Annotated in this window: 13 protein-coding genes; 4 read left to right on the forward strand and 9 right to left on the reverse strand. The window is 64.2% G+C overall.

All coding sequences use genetic code 11. From position 1 onward, the window contains the following. Positions 1–225: 225 nt before the first annotated feature. Positions 226–2,364, reverse strand: a complete 2,139-nt coding sequence (locus tag FBZ88_RS13695; RefSeq protein ID WP_145617565.1) for a hypothetical protein — start codon at positions 2,362–2,364, stop codon at positions 226–228. Positions 2,365–2,657: 293 nt separating this feature from the next. After that, positions 2,658–6,290 (reverse strand): glycosyltransferase, encoded by a 3,633-nt coding sequence (locus tag FBZ88_RS13700; RefSeq protein ID WP_145617567.1) that lies wholly within the window; start codon positions 6,288–6,290, stop codon positions 2,658–2,660. Between the two features lie 409 nt (positions 6,291–6,699). Between FBZ88_RS13700 and FBZ88_RS13705 the strand changes: the two genes are divergently transcribed. Together FBZ88_RS13705 and FBZ88_RS13710 are read left to right on the forward strand one after the other, a co-directional pair. Further along, on the forward strand, positions 6,700–7,251 hold the full coding sequence (locus FBZ88_RS13705) for a hypothetical protein (RefSeq protein ID WP_145617568.1): 552 nt from the start codon (positions 6,700–6,702) through the stop codon (positions 7,249–7,251). Positions 7,252–7,414: 163 nt separating this feature from the next. Beyond that, entirely contained in the window at positions 7,415–8,857 is a 1,443-nt protein-coding gene (locus tag FBZ88_RS13710; RefSeq protein WP_186464406.1) for a mannose-1-phosphate guanylyltransferase/mannose-6-phosphate isomerase, read from the forward strand. Positions 8,858–8,910: 53 nt separating this feature from the next. On the opposite strand, the gene FBZ88_RS13715 is transcribed toward FBZ88_RS13710, so the two are convergent. Beyond that, positions 8,911–10,362 carry a M20/M25/M40 family metallo-hydrolase gene (locus FBZ88_RS13715; RefSeq protein ID WP_145617569.1) on the reverse strand — a complete coding sequence of 484 codons (1,452 nt, stop codon included), beginning with the start codon at positions 10,360–10,362 and terminating at the stop codon, positions 8,911–8,913. 77 nt (positions 10,363–10,439) lie between these two features. After that, the gene (locus FBZ88_RS13720) at positions 10,440–11,555 is read right to left on the reverse strand and encodes a phosphatidylinositol-specific phospholipase C1-like protein (RefSeq protein ID WP_145617571.1); all 1,116 of its coding nucleotides are present in this window, start codon (positions 11,553–11,555) and stop codon (positions 10,440–10,442) included. 303 nt (positions 11,556–11,858) lie between these two features. Between FBZ88_RS13720 and FBZ88_RS13725 the strand changes: the two genes are divergently transcribed. Then, positions 11,859–13,688, forward strand: a complete 1,830-nt coding sequence (locus FBZ88_RS13725; protein WP_145617572.1) for a DUF885 domain-containing protein — start codon at positions 11,859–11,861, stop codon at positions 13,686–13,688. Between the two features lie 42 nt (positions 13,689–13,730). Here FBZ88_RS13725 and FBZ88_RS13730 read toward each other — a convergent pair whose 3' ends face one another. The 4 genes from FBZ88_RS13730 to FBZ88_RS13745 form a co-directional block, all read right to left on the reverse strand. After that, on the reverse strand, positions 13,731–14,171 hold the full coding sequence (locus FBZ88_RS13730) for a TM2 domain-containing protein (RefSeq protein ID WP_145617573.1): 441 nt from the start codon (positions 14,169–14,171) through the stop codon (positions 13,731–13,733). Between the two features lie 230 nt (positions 14,172–14,401). Continuing rightward, positions 14,402–15,889 (reverse strand): efflux transporter outer membrane subunit, encoded by a 1,488-nt coding sequence (locus FBZ88_RS13735; protein ID WP_145617574.1) that lies wholly within the window; start codon positions 15,887–15,889, stop codon positions 14,402–14,404. Continuing rightward, complete coding sequence (locus tag FBZ88_RS13740; protein WP_145617575.1) at positions 15,889–19,065, reverse strand: efflux RND transporter permease subunit; 3,177 nt, start codon at positions 19,063–19,065, stop codon at positions 15,889–15,891. Before FBZ88_RS13740 ends, FBZ88_RS13735 begins: the two co-directional genes overlap by 1 nt. A gap of 15 nt (positions 19,066–19,080) precedes the next feature. Then, positions 19,081–20,262: an efflux RND transporter periplasmic adaptor subunit gene (locus tag FBZ88_RS13745; RefSeq protein WP_145617577.1), complete on the reverse strand. Its 1,182-nt coding sequence runs from the start codon at positions 20,260–20,262 to the stop codon at positions 19,081–19,083. A 231-nt stretch (positions 20,263–20,493) separates the two neighbouring features. On the opposite strand from FBZ88_RS13745, the gene FBZ88_RS13750 reads away from it, so the two are divergent. Continuing rightward, positions 20,494–21,198: a TetR/AcrR family transcriptional regulator gene (locus FBZ88_RS13750; RefSeq protein WP_145617578.1), complete on the forward strand. Its 705-nt coding sequence runs from the start codon at positions 20,494–20,496 to the stop codon at positions 21,196–21,198. Positions 21,199–21,218: 20 nt separating this feature from the next. Here FBZ88_RS13750 and FBZ88_RS13755 read toward each other — a convergent pair whose 3' ends face one another. Then, positions 21,219–21,491, reverse strand: coding sequence for a hypothetical protein (locus FBZ88_RS13755; protein ID WP_145617579.1), 273 nt, complete (start codon positions 21,489–21,491; stop codon positions 21,219–21,221). Between the last annotated feature and the right edge of the window lie 177 nt (positions 21,492–21,668).

A 21,668-nucleotide genomic window follows, 5' to 3' on the forward strand; every position in this document is an offset into this window, starting at 1 on the left:
TGGATCGTTTTATTACAAAATATATACCATGCTGAATAAGGCGCAAAATCTGCAGCGGTTCATCATTGGTGAGCGGACGCAACCATTCACATGCCTTATTCGCCGTGTTCGCCCCCGCGCCGATGGCGCCGCCAGGGCTGGGGATGGAATGAGGCGGAAATCTCATGCCCCTTTATAACGGTTAACATATTTGAGGTCGGCACTCGAGTGGCGAAAGGTGAGGCTTTACAGCCGGTCTTCTGGGGCGATCACTTTCTTGGGTTTGAGGAAGTGCAACGTGCCTTTGGCATTGGTCGCGACGGCTTCGTAATCGCGGAACGGCGCGGACACGTCCGTATCCAAATATTGTTCGCTGTCCTTCCCCGTGCCAATGAACACACAGTCAAAGCGCCGAGTGTTCAACTGGGCCATCAAGGCATCGCGGTCTTTTATCGTCAGCATCTCGGAATAACCAGGTCCATCGATCGGGTTTCCCAGGCCGGCGGCGGCGTAGTACAGGCCCTGCCGGCGGGTGAGCAAGACGCAGGCCTCGCCCGGGACGGTGTGCCGGCGGATGAAGGCGAGTTCATCACTGACCAGCGGAGAGGCCGCCTGGTCCCAGGTGTCGATCACCTTGAGGGTGTCTTGCCAAAACAGTCCCAGGTTCTGCACGAATGGCAGGGCGGTGTAGCAGAGGCTGGCGATCGCGATTGTCGGCAGGATCAGATAAGGCCGGCTCAGCCGACGTGTTCTGACGAAGCGGATCGCACGGTCGGCCAGGATGGTGGCGAGCAGGATCGCGGGCCAGCAGACGTTGATGAGGTTCAGAATATGGGAGCGGCCTTGGTAATAGGTGAACAGGCCCCAGCCGAGCATCGCGATAAAGAAAATCAGGTCATACCCCCGCGTGCGGGGCGTCCGGCGCCAAGCTGAGGCCGCCAACAGGAGGCCGAGCAGGTAGAGCGCCAGGACGCTCATCCACGGAGTGGTGATGGTAAGGGGCATCGGCAGCATTGCGACGCCCAGCCCGTAGAAAAGCTTCTGATATTCGACAAGCCAGCCCCAATGAGGGGGGTGCTCCGCCTTGGCACTGATGTAAACAGCCGTTGCGGCGGCGAAACCAACGAACAGGATGACGTGCTGCAACAGCGCCCGCAGCAGGTGGCGTCTAAGGGCGACGGATCGCGCGTCACGCGAACCCAGGTTGTAGGCCCACTTCGTTGCCAGCAAGGCTGCGAAGCCGATCGCGATGGGCAGTCCTGATTCGATATTCCAGATGGTCCCGATGGCGGCGATCACCGACACTGCCGCCGCGTGGCGAAGATCAGGTGTGGATTTATAAGCCTGCAGGGCAAAAATGGACAGGGCCGGCCAGATGAATCGCAAAGGCCAATATTGAAGATAATATTCGTCGACTCCATTGATCATGAGGACTGAAGAGAAAGTCACCAAGACCAAAGAAAGGCCGAATAAAGGCCGAAGCGCCCAAACGCGGACCTCTTTGGCGAAGGCGTAAAAGACAGCGGCCATCGAAATCACCTGCATGACGCAGAAGACGAAAGAGAACGTCAGCATGGAGAAAGGAAAAAGGCGTAAGAGGCCGCCAATGAACTCCGCAGACAAACCGTACTGCGCTGGAAAATTGACGAGAACGGTTTTCCCGAAGATAACCTGCGATATGGAATAGATGAATGCGTCCATGGAGGTTGACCATGGGCTGGTTTCCCCCATCGACGCTTCGTTGAACAACCGCCACGCGGTGATCTGCAGGATCATGGCCGGCAGGAAAATTCCCCAACCCAGCACGCTGGCGAGCCGGTGCTGGGTCGTCATGAAGGCCGGCGGCCATCGAAAAAGGGCCACGAGGAAAATGATTGCGGTCACGATGCAGCCCAGCAGCCGGATGAGGGTGGGCTGTGCCGGGGCGAGCCCGTTCAAAAAGAGGGAGCGGCCAAAGTCAAACCTCGACAGTCCAGCCAGGACGAGTATAGCGAGAAGGGCATTGATAAATAAAGTTGCAATAGCACGTTGTTTTTTGAAGACTATAAAATTGAAATCTGAAATAAGAAATAAGCCTACAGAAGACGGTATTGTTAATGCCGATAAAAATAGAAAGATGAATCTTTCAATTGGCTCCGGCTTTAGCAATTTATAGTATTGTGTTAGCACTAGTTCGTATTTAGTTCTCTCAACCGGAAAAGTTGGCGGATAAATTTCCGACAGGAAAATTGCAAAAAATAATAAAGAAATAATAAAAAATAGAAACATAGCACTATTCGATAGCGCGCTAGATTCCATTTTATTATTTTTAAATTCAATCCAATGGATATTGTGCAATCCGGACATTATTTTTAGGAACGGAAGATTTGTCGATTTTTGGCTCAAGTGTATCGCTCCAGCGGCCTGCTGAACAAATTCCTCCGTCTCGCCTGGCTTCTGATCTCGATCATCGGCCTTGGGCGCAGAGGGAGACCCTTCGACGTCCGCGTCCCCACGCCCCTAGCCAGTATCACCATGGTCATCGGATGTCTCGCCTAAACGACCATGGCTTCCGGTTCCAGGCCCCAGAAGGGGGGCGGCCATCAATGGCCGCCCCGGCTTGCATCTTCCCCAGCGTCCCAGGCGGATACCGCTTTGGCCCCGAGCCGTAGTAACGGCTGGCGGTATAGGTCTGCGCGTCACGGTGAGATGACGCTGCTCACCAATTTCTTGACGTTCTCGACGAAAACCTGCTGCGAGAAAGCCTGCGCCCGTGCATTGGCCGCCGCCCCTATTCGCAAAAGCTGCTCGGCATTGGATTGGGAGAATAGCGTAAGTGTCTTCTCCGCCAGCGTCTTGGTGGTATCGTAAAGAAAGCCGGTCTCGCCATCGGTGATGATTTCCCGCGGTCCCGCAGAGTTCAGCGCAAAGGGGACGACACCCGCCGACATGGCCTCGACCACGGTGATGCCGAAATGCTCGGCCTTTCCCGGTTCTTGGATAAGGTCGGCGCCGATGCCTGTCCCGTGCCAATAGACGGTGGCGTTGTGATAAAGGTCCTGCAGCGCTTCCGCCGACACGTTGACGTGAATATGGATGGGATGGCCCACCGCGGCTGCCCGCAACTGGGCCAGATAGTCCATATGCGCGGCCCCTGGCATCGACGAACCGGCGACATGCAACTCCACCGGCTCGCTGAACTGGGGGGCGATCTTCTTGAAGACGTTGATCAGCACATCATGGCGCTTGGAGTGGCCACCGACGAAGTAACGTCCGACCGTCAGAATCGTGCGCTTCTTGGCGGTGGTGCGCGCCTGGAATAGCGGGACGGGGGGATAGAGCACCTCGACCGGGCGGTCAGGTAATTGATAAGCGCTCAGGTTGGCGAAGATGTGGGACTTGGTGTAGTTGGAATAGACGACGATCTTCTGATATCCGGCGAATACCTCCCGGTCGGTCGGTCCCACCGGCCGATGCATCGGAAAGGGGAATTGGCAGATATAAATGTTGGCCTTGCCGCGCGCGGGGGCCGTGGGGATGATATGGTTGCCCAGCGTGACCATCAGATCAGGTTGGTCCGCTTCCTGGAACTCCGCCTCGGTCATGACGTCCAGGCGCGACAGGTCCAGATTGAACTCGCAACCCAGGTTGCGCAGCCGCAGCCGACTGTACCGCCACGGCGTGACCACCGTGACAGCGTATTGTTCGCTCAACGTCATCGCCAGTGTCAGCAGGAACCGCTCGCCACCGCCAGGGGTCAGTTCATAAGGGGTGAAGACCGCAGCCTTGGGCCGTGTCGCCACCGTCGCCAGTGCCGGCACAGGGGGGGCGGACGGCAGGAATTGGTGGCGCACGGGTGTCAGGTGCGACTGGCGGCGGGTCTTCAGATATCTACCCCACCGAGCGAGGAATTTATCGCGGTTCAAGTCGCCCAAGGCTATACGGCGCGTTTCGGCGGCCGTATCGCCATTGGCGGCCGCCCCTTCGATATGGATGACCTGGGCGTCTGGGCAGTAAAGCACTTTATAACCCATTGCCTGAATCTTCATGCACAGATCGGTGTCTTCGTAATAAGCGGGTTCATAGGCGAGGTCGAATCCGCCAACTTCCATGAAGAGATCGCGCGGAATCATCAGCGCCGCGGCCGAGATGTAATTGACGAACTTCGGCTTGAGCAGTTCCGGTGAGAGGGTCTTGTCGCCCCTGCCCAAGCGGATGGGATAGCCGTTTGCGTCGATAATCCCACCGGCTTCCTGGACCACGCCATCAGGATAGAGGAACAGCGGTCCGGTCGCCCCGACGGCCGTGTCCACCTGGAAAGGGGCCACCAGGGCGGTGAGCCAGTCCGGCTGGACGAAGGCGTCGTTGTTCAGCAGGCAGACATAGCGGCCCCGTGCGGCTTCAGCCGCGATGTTGTTGGCTTCACCGAAGTAACGATTGGTGCCCAACTCCAGCAGGCGCACGCCCGGCCCCAAATTGCGCAGCATGGCCACGTCGGTCGGCGCGCTGCCATTGTCGGCGATGATGATCTCATAGGTATGGCCGTCCGTCTGCGACCATATCTGGCGCAAGCATTCCAGTGTCAGTGTCGCCGCGTTCCAGTTGATGATCAGGATGGAAACCTCTGGCTCCTGATCCGTGCAGTACCGGGCGGCGTTGGCAAGGGTCATCGCCACGTCGATTTCACGCGCGCCTGGGAAGGAGATGGCGGTGGGCACCGGGAGTTCAACCGGCGACTGAAGCGCGCGCGTGGCCCCGTCCAGCATATCGATGAAGGTCTCGTGCCACTGCGGGGCAACGAAGGCGTCGCGGATATAATCTTCCGCGGCTTGCAGGGCCACCCGGTCACCAAGGGCGCTGGTGAACAGGGCGAACGCCGCATCCACGTCCGACGCCGGGAAATACCAAGCGAAATCTCCCGCGTGCGCCCGAATCTCGGGTAGGTCGGAGCACAAGCACAGCTTGCCATATGCCAGGCTCTCCGCCACCGGCAGCCCGTACCCTTCGCAGGTCGATGGAAACGCGGTGAACAGGCAACACCGGTATAGTTCCCCGATCTGCGCGTCTGCCATATTCTCTAGGACAAGGATTTTCCCGGTGGCCACCATGGCGGCGACGTCATCGACCTGAGCCACCTTCAAATCATCGCGGCCAGCCAGAACCAATTGGGGCAAAGCTTCCTCGCCCAGGGCGTCGGCCAGCTTTCTCCACAAACGGCACAGGAAGATTTGGTTCTTGCGCTCATCGATGGTACCGACAGACAGCACGAAGCCCCGCGGATCTACCGCCGCCAGGCCTGCCCTGTCTTGGGACGTATCCTTGCCGCCCTGTGCGCCGATTGCTCGCAGGCCAAATTTGATCACGATGATGGCCGGTTTGACCATGATCTTCCGCAAGACGGCGAAACGGAAGATTTTCTGCCGGGTGTAGTCGCTGGAGACGTAAACGACACTGGCGCCTGTAAGGACTGTCGATAGCCATTCCGAGAAGGCTTTGTGATAGTCCGCGCCGACCAGTGCCGGTTCTTCCAAGGGAATGACGTCATGTACCAGGACGCTGTAATCAACACCCTCGGATTGCAGGCGCCTGAACCGTTCCGTGTAGAGTGGGGTCCAAACCAAGCCCGTGAAGAAGATGTGATCACCAGCAGTGGGCGACTTCGGGTTGTTCTTTGTCGCCGTCGCCGCCAGCAGAGGCCGGTTGCCTGTGACACGGCCAATCCTGTCCGCGAGTAATTCAACGTCATCTGCCGTTGCTGCGACGACACCGGATTCGGACTCGCCGAAGACGCAGGGTATGACCGTGGTGGCGACAGGGTTGTCGATGAAAGAGAACAACAACTCGATCGACACCCGGCCCACGCCCGTAATGCGCTGGTGGATTTTCAGCCAATCGATGCTGTCACCGATATGGTACCAGTAAACCGACGCCCCCCGGCTGTGTGCCGTGCTGGTCGGCAGCGGAGCAAGCACCCGCCCTTCGGCGATGCCATGCCGAAGATAGTGCACAAGGGGGTTGATGCCCGCCGCCGCCACATCCGGATTGGCCGCGAAATACCGGCCACCGTCGAAGCTGGGTCCTGGTAGCCGCCCTTCCCGGGCGCCATGCTCAAGGTAATGGCGCAGGGGGTCAAGGTTGGCCGCCGCGACATCGGCATAGGCCGACAGGTACCAGGATTTGTCGAACAGTGGGGATGACGCGACCAGCGCATAGTCGCGGGACAATTCCGGCGTATGCGGAGTCGTGCCCCGGAGCAATGCACGCAGTCGCCGTGCAGCAGCGTGCAGATGACGATTTCGACGTACGATTTTCGCAAATGTCTTCCGGTACAATCGAAAAATCCCCTGATGCGGCAACGGTGTGTATGGTCGTCTGGTAGATCTGGCAGCGCTATGATGGCCTGGTCGCCCTGTCAATACGCAAGGAAGCAATCTCGCGGACTTTCTCCATCATTCCTGCAATATGGGGGGCGCATCGGAAACGCCTTCTGATGAGCCGAGTGAACTCATCTGATTAAGTTCTTCCAATCCAGGCTATTCAATCACCTCAGTGGCCGGATTCTGTCAAACAGCCCTTCACTCCGACTCGTGGGTCGGTTCACAACGCAGGACGGCGATGTTGTGGGCGGTATCGTTAACCCGAGAATTGATCCTTGAGGGACGCGGGGGCGCTCGGTCAATATCGGGCAAGGTCTTGGGCTTGGCACGGTTCGGCAAGCGGAATTATGGCGGAGGGGACGAGGTGAACAAGACGCATGTCATTTCCGCGCAAGGCGCCGGCGCGCATGCCCAGCCCCAATCGGCGATGGCGCCAGAAATGAGAAGTGCGCAGGCCGAACCTTTCGATGCGCTGATTGCCGACTGGCAAGCATGGCTGGCTGATGGAAGCGTAAGGCTCGAGGGCATGAAGCTGTTGGTTGCCACCTTGGCGCCCCCGGATATGGAAACGGCCATTGCCCAGGCCACGCTCAAAAGCCAAGCGGCGGCGTTTGCCCGGATACAGGAACGGATTGCCCACCTTCAGCAGGACAGGGAGCGCGAGCGGGCGGCCCATGCCAGCGACATGGCCCGGGTCAGTCTAGAATGCGAACGCCTGTCCCAGGAATGCCGGTACCTGACCGACAAGCTGCATATCGTCACGGCGGAAAAGCGCGCCCTCGAGTTGTCGCTGACCTGGCGCGTGGCGAGCCGCGTTCGCGCCCTTGCTATACGGGTCCCGGGAATTCGCCGAATCGGTAACCTGTCGCGCAGTTGGCGTCGCATCCTCGGAAAGGCCCGATCGTCGGCGCTATAATGATCATCTTTAAATGGAATAGGCCGGTATGCTACCGAGGCGCGCGCTGTTCCGATCAAAAGGAGTCTATTTTGCGTAGGCAGCTGGCATTCACGTCAAATTTATTAATTGCTTGATATTGGAAAGCACAAGAATGACCAATACTGATCAGCCTCTGATCTCGATGGGCGAGCACGCCTCGTTGTTGAAGATTCAACCTGTTCTTTTATCCGGTGGCGTCGGTTCGCGCCTGTGGCCCATGTCGCGGGAGCGGTATCCCAAGCAGTTGCAGCCCATCCATGGGGATCGTAGCCTGATCCAAGATACAGCCGTGCGGGTATCCGATCCTGAAATCTTTCACGGCCCCCTTATCATCTGCAATGAGGATCATCGCTTTATTATTGCCGAGCAGTTTCGGGAAATCGGGATTTCCCCGTCGGCCATCATCCTGGAACCGATGGGTCGCAACACGACGCCGGCAGCAGCTGTTGCCGCCGTGGTCGCGATTGCCCAGGACCCCGATGCCGTCCTGCTGCTGCTGCCGGCGGATCACGCCATCCTGGACCGCGACGCCTTCATGGAGGCTATCGACGCCGCCCACGCCCTGGCCCGTCAGGGCTATTTGGTCACCTTCGGCATCAAACCGCAGCATCCTGAAACTGGATATGGCTATATCCGACGTGGCCAGCAACTGGCCGGCGTGGTGGGCGCCTACACCGTCGCCGCCTTCACCGAGAAGCCGGACCAGGCGCTGGCCGAGCGGTTCCTGGCCGATGGGGATCATTATTGGAATAGCGGCATGTTCATGATGCCGGCCGGCCTGCTGATCGCCGAACTCGAGCGCCACACCCCCGAAACGCTGGCGGCGGTGCGTGCGGCCCTGGACCAGGCCAAGCGCGACGATGATTTCCTGCGCCTGGGCGCCGAAGCGTTCGGCCAGGCTCCTAATATATCGATCGACTATGGCGTGATGGAAAAGACCGATAAGGCGGCCATGGTGGTCGCCGATATCGGCTGGACCGATATCGGCAGCTGGTCGGCCCTATGGGACATCAGTGACAAGGACGCCAACGGCAATGCCGCTGTCGGTACTGTCATGCATGTCGATAGCCGCGACACCTATGTCCGGTGCGAGGACGGCCGCATCGCCGCCGTGGTCGGCGTGGACAACGTCATCCTCGTGACCACCGATGACGCCGTGCTGCTGGTGCACCGCGATCGGGCTCAGGACGTCAAGCACGTGGTTGACGGGTTGAAGCGGGAAAGGCGCACCGAGTACCTGGAACATCGCAAGGTCCATCGGCCTTGGGGTAGCACCCAGGGCCTGCTGCATGGCCATCGCTATGCTGTGAAGCGCCTGTCGGTGAAGCCGGGTGGCAAGCTGTCACTGCAAAAGCACTATCACCGGGCGGAACACTGGGTGGTGGTCAGTGGCACGGCTCTGGTGACCCGCGACGGGGAACAGATCCTGGTACGCGAGAATGAATCCGTCCACCTGCCGCTAGGCTGCGTTCATCGTTTGGAAAATCCCGGCCGCGTGCCGCTGGAACTGATCGAGGTGCAGTCCGGTGCGTATCTGGGTGAGGACGACATCGTCCGCCTGGAAGATTCCTACGGCCGGCTGTAAAGGCCCGGAGCGGCCGGCCTTCCACGGGAGCGTTGGAAGGCCGGCCGCTCTTCTCACCCCGCGTACTTCTTCACCACCGCGTACAGGAACTCCCGCCCCTCATAGAGCGACCGGACGCGGATGCGTTCGTTCAGGCCGTGCACCCCACTGCCGTCGGGGTCGCGGAACATGCCGCTGAGGCCGTAGGTGGCGATGCCGGCGGCGTTCAGGAAGCGGCCGTCGGTGGCGCCGGTGGACTGGGTGGGCACCACCGGCACGCCCGGCCACATCTTGGCCGCCACCTCCTTCACCGGGTCCAGGACCGTGGGCGTCAGGGCCGGCGGGGGGGAGACGGGGCTGGGCTCACCCACCGCCGTCACCTTGATGGCGGGATCGTCCAGCACCTTGACCAGTGTCTGGCGCACTTCCTCCAGGGGTTGGCCCGGCAGGATGCGGCAGTTGACATTGGCCTGGGCGTGCTGAGGCAGGGCGTTGGGCGCGTGGCCGGCGTTCACCATGGTGGCGACGCATGTGGTGCGCAGGGTGCTGTTCCAGCCGGCATCCTGGCTGACGCGCGCAATGGCCGCAGGGTCGGGATTGTCCTTGGTGATGGCCAGCAGGTCGGCACCGACCGCACCACCGATGACCGGGGACAGGGCGGTGAAATAGGCTTTGGTCACCGGGTTCAGCGCCACCGGGAAATCAAACGCCGCCAGCCGGTTCAGGCCCGCCGCCAGGTGATAGATGGCGTTGTCCTTGCTGGGCCGGGAGCTGTGGCCGCCGGGGTTGGTCGTCTCCAGCGTGAAGTCCTGGTAGACCTTCTCCCCCGCCTGGATTTCCAGGGCCAGGTACTTGCCGTCCTTGTCCAGCCTGCCGCCGGCCCCCTCGTTCAGGGCGAATTCGGCGTCCAGCGCGTCGCGGTTGTGGGCCAGCAGGTAGGCCACGCCGTCGAAGGTGTCGCTGGTCTCCTCGCCGCAGGTCAGCGCCAGCTTGATGTCGCGCTTGGGCCGGAAGCCTTCCTGGCGCAGGCGGATCAGCAGGTCGGCGAAGACGGCGGCCATGGCCTTGTCGTCGCTGCTGCCGCGCCCATAGAAATAGCCGTTCTCCTCCACCAGGGTGAAGGGATCGCGCTGCCAGTCCTCGCGCTTGGCCTCCACCACATCGATGTGGGCCAACAGCAAAAGCGGCTTGGCCGTCTTGTCCGTGCCGGGAAGCACCGCCGCCAGCGCGCCGTCCTTGGGCCGGCCATCCGGCACCAGCACGCGGACATCGCTTTTCTTCAAGCCGATGGCGACCAGCCGGTTCGCGATGTTCTGCGCCGCCGCCGTGCAGCTGCCGGCCGACAGCGTGGTGTTGGTCTGCACCAGCTGCTGGTACAGGTTGCGGAAGGCCACCCAGTCGGGCCGGGTCAGATCGACCTTGATACCTTCCTGCTTCGCGGCCTCCGCCGCGCTGGCGGCACTTCCCAGGGGAAGGCTCAGCGCCGTGCCCAATGCCAACGCCGCCCATCTGCTCGTCTTCTTCATGGCCTGCCGCTTCCAACGTTTATTGTGCGTGGAAGAATAGAGAAGGGTTTCAGCCCCTGGCAAGCGGCCTCCAGTCCCTACTGGTCCAGCGGCCCCATCCCGCAGCCATCACCCGCCGTCACCGGGTTGCAGCGTGCGGCGACCCCACCCGGCAGGCTGACGGCGAAACCGGTGCCGGCCGGTTCCGAGGCCGGATAGTCCGTGCTGATGATCTGCGCCCCGCTGCCCAGCGCCATGTCGCGGCGGCGGGTGTCGTTGGCCCGCGCCTCCTTGGTGTCGGCATCGGACCGGGTGCGGACCAGGTATCCCTGGCGCACCAGGGCGGTGATGGCGTCGCCCGGGCCATCGTTCATCTCGATGAAGGCGGCGTCGGCGTCACCGGGCTGGGCGTTGGTGAAGGCGACGCGACCCTTCAGGCCGGGATGGCCCTCCAGGTAGCGGGCGGTGATCTTCTTCTGGTCCAGCAGGAAGACAACCTTGCCCCGCGCCGCTTCCAGGCTGGGCCAGCCGCGCGTCCGGATGGCGGTGTTCAGGGTGGCGGCATCGCCCCGCACCCCATCGGGGGTGATGATCTCATCCGCCTTGAACACCGAGAGGATCTCCCGGTCCAGGGCGTCCAGGCTGGCCTGTGTCAGCGCCTCCGGCGTCACGGTGGGGAAGGGCAGGGTCAGCGCCTCCTCCTTGGTCTCGATCAGGATGAAGATGGGAACATGGCCGGGATGGGCCTGCGACCAGGCGCGGATGTCGGCCAGACACGCGGTGAAGGGCTGGCAGGTGCTGCGGTAGTCCACATCCTCCATGTGCATGACCTTGAAGCCCGGCTTGTCCATGACGTGGTCGGGGTCGAACGGCGGGTCCGCCGGCAGACCGGCCTTCGCCACCAGGCTGGGCCCGGCGGGGTGGGCGTAAAGCCCGCCCTTGCTGTCGGCGTAGACGTCCAGTTCCACCTGGCGCACCCCGGCCGACAGCTGCGCCGCCAGGGGTTGGTGGCGGTAATCCAGGGCGGCGTACTGCTCTGGATGGTTTTTCTTCCACAACACCGCCTCGTTGGGGGCGATCCCGGCCTGATAGCTGTTGTGGGTGCCAATGACCTGGATCTGGTTCATGGCGACGACGCTCTCCGGCGCCTTGGTGGCGCAGGCGGTGAGGCCCAGGACGGCGATGGTCAGGGGCAGCAGACGGGGCAAAGGCATGGGAATGGCGTCCTTGAAAATTCGGGCCCAGGCTTAGCCGCGAATGGTTTCAAGGCTATGACGGCTGATGCCCGGCGCAGGCCTCGGAGGGGCGGCCGCCGGGCCGATTCGACACCATGCCGGACGGCGGCTGACGCCAGCGGTGGTAGTGGGCCGGCAGGCAAACAATTTACAATAGATGCAGCCGGCCGGCCGGCCGCAGAACGGACGGGCAGCCTGTTTGATGGCGGGGCCCGGCTTTCATCCATCAAAAATTTACGCATACTCTCCCCAAAACAGGGGCATACGAGTTGGGAGAGTTCCATGGTCAATCGTCGCCAGTTCCTGGCCGGCAGTTCCGCCGCCGTCGCCTTGTCCGCCGCGCTGCCCGCATGGGCGCAGAATTCCGCCCCCTCCGGCGCCGGCGCTTCGCTGACGGCCCTGCTGGAAACCTTTTTCCAGGAGGATCTGCGGCGCCGGCCCGAGGCCGCGACCAACCTGGGCCTGGACACGGGTGACCTGGCGGGACTGCGCAGCCGGCTGGGCGACCGCTCGGCCGCCGGCCAGGCGGCGGAGCGTGAGGCCGCCGCCAGCCAGATGCGCCGCCTGGCGGGCATCGACCGCCGCAGCCTGAGCGGCATCGACGCCGTGAACTACGATTGCGTCGCCTACGTCCTGTCCAATCGGCTGGAAACCTACAAGCGCTTCGATTTCGGCCGGCCGGGCGAACGCTCCCCCTATGCCATCAGCCAGCTGACCGGCTGCTACCAGTCCACCCCCACCTTCCTGGACACCAAGCACCCCATCGCCACCCAGGACGATGCCGAGGCCTATCTTTCGCGGCTGGGGGCCTTCGCCACCGCGCTGGACCAGGATACTGAGCGTCTGGACCGTGACCGGGGCGTCGGCGTGGTGGCGCCGGACTTCCTGCTGGACACGACCTTGACCCAGATGCGCGCTCTGCGCGTCGATGCGGACAGGTCGGACCTGGTGTCATCCGTTGCCAAGCGCGCCAAGGCCAAGGGCATCGAGGGCGACTGGGCCGCCCGCGCCGCCGGCATCTACACATCGAAGGTGCTGCCCGCCCTGGACCGTCAGATCGCGGCGGTGGAGGCTGCGCGCAGGCAGGCGACGCACGACGCCGGCGTCTGGCACGTCAAGGACGGCGACGCCTGGTATGTCGATGGCCTGCGCGCCAACACCACCACCACCCTGTCGCCGGACGAGGTGCACAGGATCGGCCTGGACCAGGGCCGGGAGATCAGCGCCCGCCTGGACGCCGTGCTGAAGGCGCAGGGTCTGACAAAGGGTACGGTGGGCCAGCGCATCAAGGCGCTGTACCAGGACCCCGCCTCCTTCTACCCGAAGACGGAGGAAGGCAAGGCCCAGCTGATCGCCGACCTGGGCGTGCGCCTGGCCGACGTGGTCAGCCACCTGCCCCAATACTTCTCCACCCTGCCCAAGGCCAAGGCGGAGGTGAAGCCGGTGCCGGCACAGATCGACGCCGGCGCGCCGCTGGCCTATTACCAGTCGCCCTCGCTGGACGGCAAGCGCCCGGCCACCATCTACTTCAATCTGCACGACACCGGCGAATGGCCCAAATGGGCGCTGCCCTCCACCCTTTACCATGAGGGCATCCCCGGCCATCACCTGCAGGTGGCCCTGGCGCAGGAGACGGCGGGCATTCCCCGCTACCGCTCCAACATGTTCTTCTCCGGCTACGGCGAGGGCTGGGCCCTGTATGCCGAGCAGCTGGCCGATGAGATGGGCATGTATGAGAAGGAACCCATGGGCCGCATCGGCTACCTGAAGTTCCTGCTGTTCCGCGCCGGCCGCTGCGTCATCGACACCGGCATGCACCACAAGCGGTGGACGCGGGAGCAGGCGGTCAAATACATGGTCGAGCTCACGGGCGATACCGAAAGCGCCATGACGCGGGAGACCGACCGCTACTGCGCCTGGCCGGGCCAGGCCTGCAGCTACAAGATCGGTCATACCATGTGGGTGCGCCTGCGCGACCAGGCGAAAAAGGAACTGGGGCCGAAGTTCGACATCCGCGAGTTCCACCACGCCGGTCTGTCCTCCGGCAGCATGCCGCTGGACGTGCTGTCCCTGGTCATCCAGGACTACATCAAGGCGCGCCAGGCGGCGTGAGTCCGGAACGGGGCGCGCGGGCTCAGCCGGGCGCCCCCCCTGTCAGAACCAGGCGCGGTTGCCGCGCACGTACACTGCCTCGAACTCCTCATCCGACTTCACGATGTAGAGGATGGCTTCGATGAAGGCGATCAGGCCGATGATGACCGAGGGGATGCCCAGCAGGATGAAGCCGAACAGGAACACCAGCAGCATGATGATGCCGGCGGTATTGTAGCCCAGGTAGAATTTGTGGATGCCGAAGGTGCCCAGGAAGAAGGCCAGCAGGCAGGCCACCAGCTTGTTCTTTTCCATCGGCGGGGCCGCCACGGCGTAGATTTGCTGGGCGACACCGTCGACGCCCACGAAGTCGACTTTGCGCCCGTTCACCGGTTCCGCTTCCGACCGCCAGTCATTGCGGTGGAAGGTGTAGCGCTGGCCGTCGGCGCCACTGATCACGCCCTCGCCGGTCTGCGCGGAATAAGAAAGAATGGTCCCGAGCATTGTTCCCCAACCTCATGCCTGTTCGGCCGGCGCCCCATCGCCGGCATCCAGGGGTAGAGTAATGGCGTAATGATTGCCGGGGAAGGGTTGAACCGGGGCATCAGCGGCATCCGGCGAATTGGCATTTCGCGGCGGCCGAATAGCCCCGGGCGTCATCCGTGTCGGGAACATGGGGGGCCTCCTCCTTTTGCGGGCGTTTCGCGCCGCGCAGGAGGATAGCCCCGCAGGGCCTACTCGGCGGCCGGCGCGGTCTCCGACCCGCCCAGCACCTTGAACAGGCTGACCCGGTTTTCCAGCAGCGACAGCTGCACGGCGATGCGGGTCTGCTGGGCGCTGTACAGGCTGCGCTGCGCGTCCAGCACGGTCAGGAAGCTGTCGATGCCGCGGTCGTAGCGCTTGGTCGATAGGTCGTAGGTCAGCTGGCTGGATTTCACCAGCGAGGTCTGGGCCGCCAGCTGGCGGTCCAGGGTGCCGCGCGCCGCCAGGGCGTCCGACACCTCGCGGAAGGCGGTCTGCACCGCCTTCTCATAGCTGGCCACGTCGATGTCGCGATTGGCCTTGGCGATATCCAGGTTGGCCTGATTCTTCCCGTTGTCGAAGATGGGCAGGCTGATGCTGGGACCGAAGCTCCAGGCGCTGCTGCCCGGCGCGAACAGATCGGTCAGGCCGGCGCTGGCGGTGCCGTAGCTGCCGGTCAGCGTGATCTGGGGGAAGAAGGCGGCCCGGGCGGCGCCGATGTTGGCGTTGGCGGCCTTTAGCGTGTGTTCCGCCTGGCGGATGTCCGGGCGGCGCAGCATCAGGTCGGCCGGCAAGCCCGCGGGCAGGTCACTCAGCACGTCCTGGTCGTCCAGGCTGGCGCCCTCGATCTCCGCCTCGCTCAGCGGCGCGCCCACCAGCAGTTCCAGGGCGTTGCGGTCCTGGGCCACCAGGCGGGTGTACTGCTCCAGATTGGCGCGGGCGGTGTCCACGGCCGTCTGCGACTGCGCCAGGTCCAGGGCCGAGCTGCTGCCCCGGTCGAACATGCGCTTGTTGCGGTCATACGTTGCTTGCTGGGCCTTCAGTGTGTCCTGCGTCAGGGTCAGCAGCTGGCGATCCGACACCAGGGTCAGATAGGCGTTGGCCACCTCCGCGATCAGGGACAGGCGGGTGCCCGCCGTGGCTTCCGTCGTCGCCAGATACTGTTCCAGCGCCTGCTGCGACAGGCTGTGCACCCGGCCGAACAGATCCAGCTCGTACGAGGTGACGCCCACCTGGACCTGGCTGGAATTGTAGGTGATGCCCTTGGTGCTGGACCCGGATGCGCCTGCGGCCGCCCCTTGTGCGCCCAGGGCCGAGATGGGCGTGCGGGCGCGGGTGGTGCTGCCGCTCACGTTCAGCTGGGGCAGGGTGGCCGCGTCCTGGACGCGGTATGTCGCCCGCGCCACCTCGATGTTCAGCAGGGCCACGCGCAGGTCGCGGTTGTTCTCCAGCGACTTGGCGATCAGGGCCTGCAGCCGGGGGCCGCGGAACACGGCCTTCCAGCTATCCGGTCCCTGAAGGGGCGAGGGCTTGCCGGGCGCGTCCGCCGGTTCATACGCCTGGCCGGTGGGCCAGGCGTTGGGCACGGGGCTTTGTGGCCGGGTGTAGTCCGGCGCCAGGGAACAGGCGTCCAGGGACACGGTGGTCAGCAGCAGGGCGGTGATGGCCGCGATGCGCTTGGGGGTCGGAAACACGGTCATCACGGATGTCCTGCGGTGTCGTGCCCCGGGGTGGCGGGAGCGGGCGTGCCCGAGGCGGGGGTGCCGGGGGCGGGCCGCTTGCCGAAGCGCCGGAGGACCGAAACGAAGAAGACGGGAACGAAGAAGATGGCGAGGAAGGTGGCCGACAGCATGCCGCCCATCACGCCCACGCCGATGGCGTTCTGCCCGCCGGAGCCGGCGCCGTTGGCCACGGCCAGCGGCAGCACGCCCAGGATGAAGGCGAAGGACGTCATCAGGATCGGGCGCAGGCGCTGCTTGGCGGCGATGGTCACCGCGTCGATCAGCTCATGCCCGGCCTCGTACTGTTCCTTGGCGAACTCCACGATCAGGATGGCGTTCTTGGCGGCCAGCCCGATGGTCGTCAGCAGGCCCACCTGGAAGTAGACGTCGTTGCTGAGGCCCCGCAGTGTCGCCGCCAGCACCGCGCCGATGACGCCCAGGGGCACCACCAGCATGACGGCGAAGGGGATGGACCAGCTTTCATACAGGGCCGCCAGGCAGAGGAAGACGATGGCCAGGGAAATGCCGTAGAGGGCGGGGGCCTGCGAGCCGGCCAGCCGTTCCTCATACGACAGGCCCGTCCATTCGAAGCCGAAGCCCGTCGGCAGCTTGGCCGCCAGCTTTTCCATCTCCGCCATGGCCTGGCCGGTGGTATGACCGGGGGCGGGCACGCCCTGGATATCGCGGGACGACACGCCGTTGTAGCGCTCCAGCTGGGGTGAGCCGTATTCCCAATAGGCGTTGGTGAAGGTGGAGAAGGGCACCATCTGGTTGGCCGACCCGCGCACGTACCAGCGGTTGATGTCGCCGGGCAGCATGCGGAAGGGCGCGTCCGCCTGGGCGTAGACCTTCTTGACGCGACCCTTGTCGATGAAGTCGTTGACGTAGGCCGAGCCCCAGGCGGTGCTGAGCGTGGTGTTGATGTCGCTGATGGACAGGCCCAGCGCTTCCGCCTTGGTCTGGTCGACCTTGACGCGCAGCTGCGGCACATCCTCCAGCCCGTTGGGGCGGACTTGCGCCAGGATGGGGTTCTGCGCCGCCATGCCCAGCAGCTGGTTGCGCGCGGCCATCAGCTTCTCATGGCCCAGGCTGGCCCGGTCCACCAGTTCGAAATCGAAGCCGGTGGCGTTGCCCAGTTCCAGCACGGCGGGCGGCGTCAGGGTGTAGATCGAGGCGTCGCGGTAGGCCGCCAGCTTCATCATGGCGCGTTGGGCGATGGCGCTGGCCCGCTGCTCCGGCTTGGACCGCTCCGACCAGTTGCGCAGGTTCACGAAGGCGAAGGCGGAGTTCTGGCCGCGGCCGGCGAAGCTGAAGCCCACCACCGTGAACAGGCCCTTCACGTTATCCTTCTCATCCTCCAGGAAGTGCTTCTCCATGGCCTTGGCGGCGGCCAGCGTGCGCTCGGCGGTGGCGCCGGGCGGGGTGGAGGCCTGGACGAACAGGAAGCCCTGGTCCTCGTCCGGCAGGAAGGCGGTGGGCAAGCGCACGAACAGCAGCACCAGGCCGACGACGATGACGCCATAAACCAGCAGATAGCGCAGCGTGCGCCGGCTGACATGGCCCACGGCGCGGCCGTAGGCCTCGCTGGTGCGGTTGAAGCCGCGGTTGAACCAGCCGAAGGGGCCGCTTTCCACCGCGCCGCTGCCGTGATGGGCGGCGGGCTTCAGCAGGGTGGCGCACAGGGCTGGGGTCAGGATCAGGGCCACCAGCACCGACAGGCCCATGGCCGACACGATGGTCAGCGAGAACTGGCGGTAGATGGCGCCGGTGGAGCCGGAGAAGAAGGCCATGGGCACGAACACGGCCGACAGCACCATGGCGATGCCCACCAGGGCGCCGGTGATCTGGCCCATGGACTTGCGCGTGGCCTCGCGGGGGGACAGCCCCTCTTCCGCCATCACGCGTTCAACGTTCTCCACCACCACGATGGCGTCGTCGACCAGCAGGCCGATGGCCAGCACCATGGCGAACATGGTCAGGGTGTTGATGCTGAAGCCGCAGGCCGACAGCACGCCGAAGGTGCCCAGCAACACCACCGGGACGGCGATGGTGGGGATCAGCGTGGCCCGCCAGCTTTGCAGGAAGACGAACATGACGATGAAGACCAGGACGACGGCCTCGGCCAGCGTCTCGACCACGTCATGGATGGAAAGGCGCACGAAGGGCGTCGTGTCGTAGGGGTAGGAGACCTCCAGGCCCTCGGGGAAGAAGGGCTTCATTTCGTCCAGCTTGGCGATGATGGCCTTTTCCACCTGCAGGGCGTTGGCCCCCGTGGTCAGCTTGATGGCCAGGCCGGCGGCCGGGTGGCCGTTGAAGCGGGCCGCGACCTCATAGTTGTTGCTGCCCAGCTCCACCCGCGCCACATCGCGCAGGCGCACCTGCGATCCGTCCTGGTTCACGCGCAGGATGATGTTGGAAAACTCCTCCGGCGTCTCCAGGCGGGTCTGGGCGATGATGGTGGCGTTCAGCTGCTGGCCCTTCACAGCGGGCAGGCCGCCCACCTGGCCGGCGGAAATGGCCTTGTTCTGCACGCCGATGGCGCTGGTCACGTCCGCCGCCGTCATCTGCACGGCGGCCAGCTTGTTCGGGTCCAGCCAGATGCGCATGGCGTGCTGCGGCCCGAACAGGGTGATGTCGCCCACGCCATCGACGCGGCTGATGGGGTCCTGCAGGTTGGACGCGACGAAGTCGCCGATTTCCGTTTCGCCCAGCTGGCCGCTGGGGGAATAGAAGGCCAGCACCATCAGGAAGTTCTTGGTGGCCTTGCTGACCTGCACGCCCTGCTGCTGCACCTCGGTGGGCAGCAGCGGCGTCGCCAGCTGCAGCTTGTTCTGCACCTGCACCTGGGCGATGTCGGGATCGGCCTCGGGGTTGAAGGTCAGGGTGATGGTGACGTTGCCCGAGCTGTCGCTGGTGGAGGACATGTAGCGCAGATGGTCGATGCCGTTCATCTTCTGCTCGATCACCTGGGTGACCGTGTCTTCCAGCGTCTTGGCCGAGGCGCCCGGATACGTGGTGGTGATGGCCACCGACGGCGGGGCGATGCGGGGGAACTGCTCGATGGGCAGGGTGTAAATGGCCAGCGCGCCCGCCATCATGATGACGATGGCGATGACCCAGGCGAACACGGGCCTGTCGATGAAGAACTTGGACATGGGGATGGCCCTGCCTTACAGCGGCTGCGGGGTGGCGGGGGCGGCCGCCTTGGGCTGGGCCTCGTCCGCCTTGACGTCCGCGCCAGGGCGCAGGCGCTGCAGGCCCTCCACCACCACGCGGTCGCCGGCGTTCAGGCCGCCGGTCACCACCCACTTGTCACCCTGGGCCTGGGTGGTGGTAACGGGGCGGATGGTGGCCTTGTTGTCCGGGCCCACCACCCAGACGGTGGTGCCGCCGTCGCCGCCGCGCACCACGGCCTGCTGGGGCACCAGCATGGCCTGGTCGCGTACACCCTCCTCCACCCGCGCCCGCACGAACAGGCCCGGCAGAAGTTCCGCCTTGGGGTTGGGCACGGTGGCGCGCAGGGTGACCATGCCGGTGGTCTGGTCCACGGTCACGTCGGCGAACTGCAGGCGGCCGGGCTCGCCATAAGGCTTGTCGCCCAGGCCGTCGATCAGCAGGCTGATGGGCGCGTCGCCCGCCGTGGCGCCCTTCACATGGCCGGCGGCGATCTCCTGCCGCAAGCGCATCAGGTCGACGCTGGACTGGGTGACGTCGACGTACATCGGGTCCAGCTGCTGCACGGTGGCCAGCGCGGTGGTCTGGTCAGCGGTGACCAGGGCGCCTTCCGTCACGGTGGAGCGGCCGACGCGGCCGCTGATGGGGGAGTAGACGCGGGTGTAGTCCAGGTTGATCTGGGCCGTCTTGACCTGGGCCCGGGCGGCGTCCACCGCCGCCTGGTCGGTGGCCAGGTTGGCCGTGATGTCGTCGTAGTCCTGCTTGGATACGGCGTTGACCGTCACCAGGTCGCTGTAGCGCTCGGCCTTGGCCTTGACCGACTTCACGGTGGCCTCCGCCTGGGCCAGGCTGGCCTTGGCGCTGGCCAGCGCCGCCTCATAGGGGGCGGGGTCGATCTGGTACAGCTGCTGGCCGGCCTTGACCTCGCCGCCCTCGGTGAACAGCCGCTTCAGGATGACGCCGCTGACCTGCGGACGCACCTCCGCCACGCGAAAGGCCGAGGTGCGGCCGGTCAGCTCGGTCGACAGGGTCACGGGCTGCGGCGTCACGGTGACGACGCCCACTGAAATGGGCCCCTGCGGGGGTGGCGCCTGCTTTTTCTCACCGCAACCGGCCAGCGCCATCGCCGCCACCGACAGCGTCGCCACCAAGGCCACCCTAGGAATAGTGAGCGTCATCAAATGCCTCTTCCACCGAAAGCCAGCCCCGTCCCGTCACCCCGTCCAGATTGCGGCCCAAACGCGTTTCAGCCGGGACAACCTGGGGGTGGTAAGAGAACGGGGAAAAAGATAGGCAAGAGTGCAAGGAACGGAAGCCCCGCCCTTGCCTGATGACATTTACGTACTGTATCATACAGTACAGTCCTGTGACGGGCGTCACCGGGGCCTTTGATTAAGCTATGAAAAACGATGACCATCCCCGCCCGCGCCCCCTTACCCACCTTGACCGATATGTCCGATGCGCCGACCCAGGCGCCCCCGGCCGCCGATGCGGCGCCCGCCCCCAAGCTGGGCCGCCGGGCGGAGGCGCGACGCATCGCCATGATGGACGCCGCGCTGAAGGTCTTCATGGAAAAGGGGTTCGAGCGTGCGACCCTGGGCGACATCGTGGCCCTGTCGGGCGGATCCCGCGCCACCCTCTATGAACTGTTCGGCGGCAAGGAGGGGCTGTTCCTGGCGGTGCTGGAGGTGGTGACCGGCCACATCAGCCAGCTGATGAACGACATCGCCGAAAGCTGCGGTCCGCCGGAGGAGGTGCTGACACAGTTCGGCACCTCGCTCCTTGAGGCGCTGGTGCAGCCCGACGTCATGGCCATGAACCGTGTGCTGGTGGCGGAGGGGCGGCTGTTCCCCGACCAGCTGGAAGGCTTTTTCCGCACCGGGCCGGACCAGTCGCGCGAAAAGGTGGCCAACTACCTGCGCCGGGCGGCGGACCAGGGGCTGATCGTGGTGGATGACCCCATCACCGCCGCCCGCATCTTCTTTGGCATGGTCACGGCCGGATATTCGTTCGAGGGCCAGATCAACCCGGCCCGTCTGGGCGACGCCGCCTATCGCCACACCTACGTCCAGCAGGTGGTGCACCTGTTTCTGCACGGCCTGTGCCCGCGCTGACGTTCCATCGATGGCGGGCGTCAGCCGTGCTGGCGGCGCTGGTTCAGCTGGATGAACAGGACCACCAGGGCGGCGACGGCGGCGGCGAACGGCGCGCCGATGATCCACACCATCAGGAAGACGTACTGCGAGACGTTCAGCAGCATCAGGACCAGGGCTAGCAGCACGATGGCGCCCAGGGCCGCGATGGCCATGGACCAGCTGACGATGGACAGGCAGGCCACCGTGGGGTCGCTGGTGTCGACGCCGACGATTTCCCCGTCGTCGGTCGGACTGTCACTGGCGCTGCTCATGTCGCATCCAGTCCTTTTATCTCCCGTCTATGAAGTCTATCACTCCGGCACGTAGAATCCAGGGGCTGGCGGGCTATACCTGCGTATGGATGTAGGTATCCGGGGAAGGGTGGGGCGCGATCGGCCTTGGCGTTCCGGTACCGGACGCGGTAGTCATGGGGCGCAGTAGGCTCCGCG

The sequence above is a fragment of the Nitrospirillum bahiense genome (assembly GCF_007828025.1).
In the GTDB taxonomy this organism is placed as follows: Bacteria; Pseudomonadota; Alphaproteobacteria; order Azospirillales; family Azospirillaceae; genus Nitrospirillum; species Nitrospirillum amazonense.

What these genes read in the sequence shown, in the direction of transcription:
- FBZ88_RS13710 (WP_186464406.1), top strand. Translation starts at nt 7,415, where the DNA reads ATGGGCGAGCACGCCTCGTTGTTGAAGATTCAACCTGTTCTTTTATCC.
- FBZ88_RS13715 (WP_145617569.1), bottom strand. Translation starts at nt 10,362, where the DNA reads ATGAAGAAGACGAGCAGATGGGCGGCGTTGGCATTGGGCACGGCGCTG.
- FBZ88_RS13720 (WP_145617571.1), bottom strand. Translation starts at nt 11,555, where the DNA reads ATGCCTTTGCCCCGTCTGCTGCCCCTGACCATCGCCGTCCTGGGCCTC.
- FBZ88_RS13725 (WP_145617572.1), top strand. Translation starts at nt 11,859, where the DNA reads ATGGTCAATCGTCGCCAGTTCCTGGCCGGCAGTTCCGCCGCCGTCGCC.
- FBZ88_RS13730 (WP_145617573.1), bottom strand. Translation starts at nt 14,171, where the DNA reads ATGCTCGGGACCATTCTTTCTTATTCCGCGCAGACCGGCGAGGGCGTG.
- FBZ88_RS13735 (WP_145617574.1), bottom strand. Translation starts at nt 15,889, where the DNA reads ATGACCGTGTTTCCGACCCCCAAGCGCATCGCGGCCATCACCGCCCTG.
- FBZ88_RS13740 (WP_145617575.1), bottom strand. Translation starts at nt 19,065, where the DNA reads ATGTCCAAGTTCTTCATCGACAGGCCCGTGTTCGCCTGGGTCATCGCC.
- FBZ88_RS13745 (WP_145617577.1), bottom strand. Translation starts at nt 20,262, where the DNA reads ATGACGCTCACTATTCCTAGGGTGGCCTTGGTGGCGACGCTGTCGGTG.
- FBZ88_RS13750 (WP_145617578.1), top strand. Translation starts at nt 20,494, where the DNA reads ATGACCATCCCCGCCCGCGCCCCCTTACCCACCTTGACCGATATGTCC.
- FBZ88_RS13755 (WP_145617579.1), bottom strand. Translation starts at nt 21,491, where the DNA reads ATGAGCAGCGCCAGTGACAGTCCGACCGACGACGGGGAAATCGTCGGC.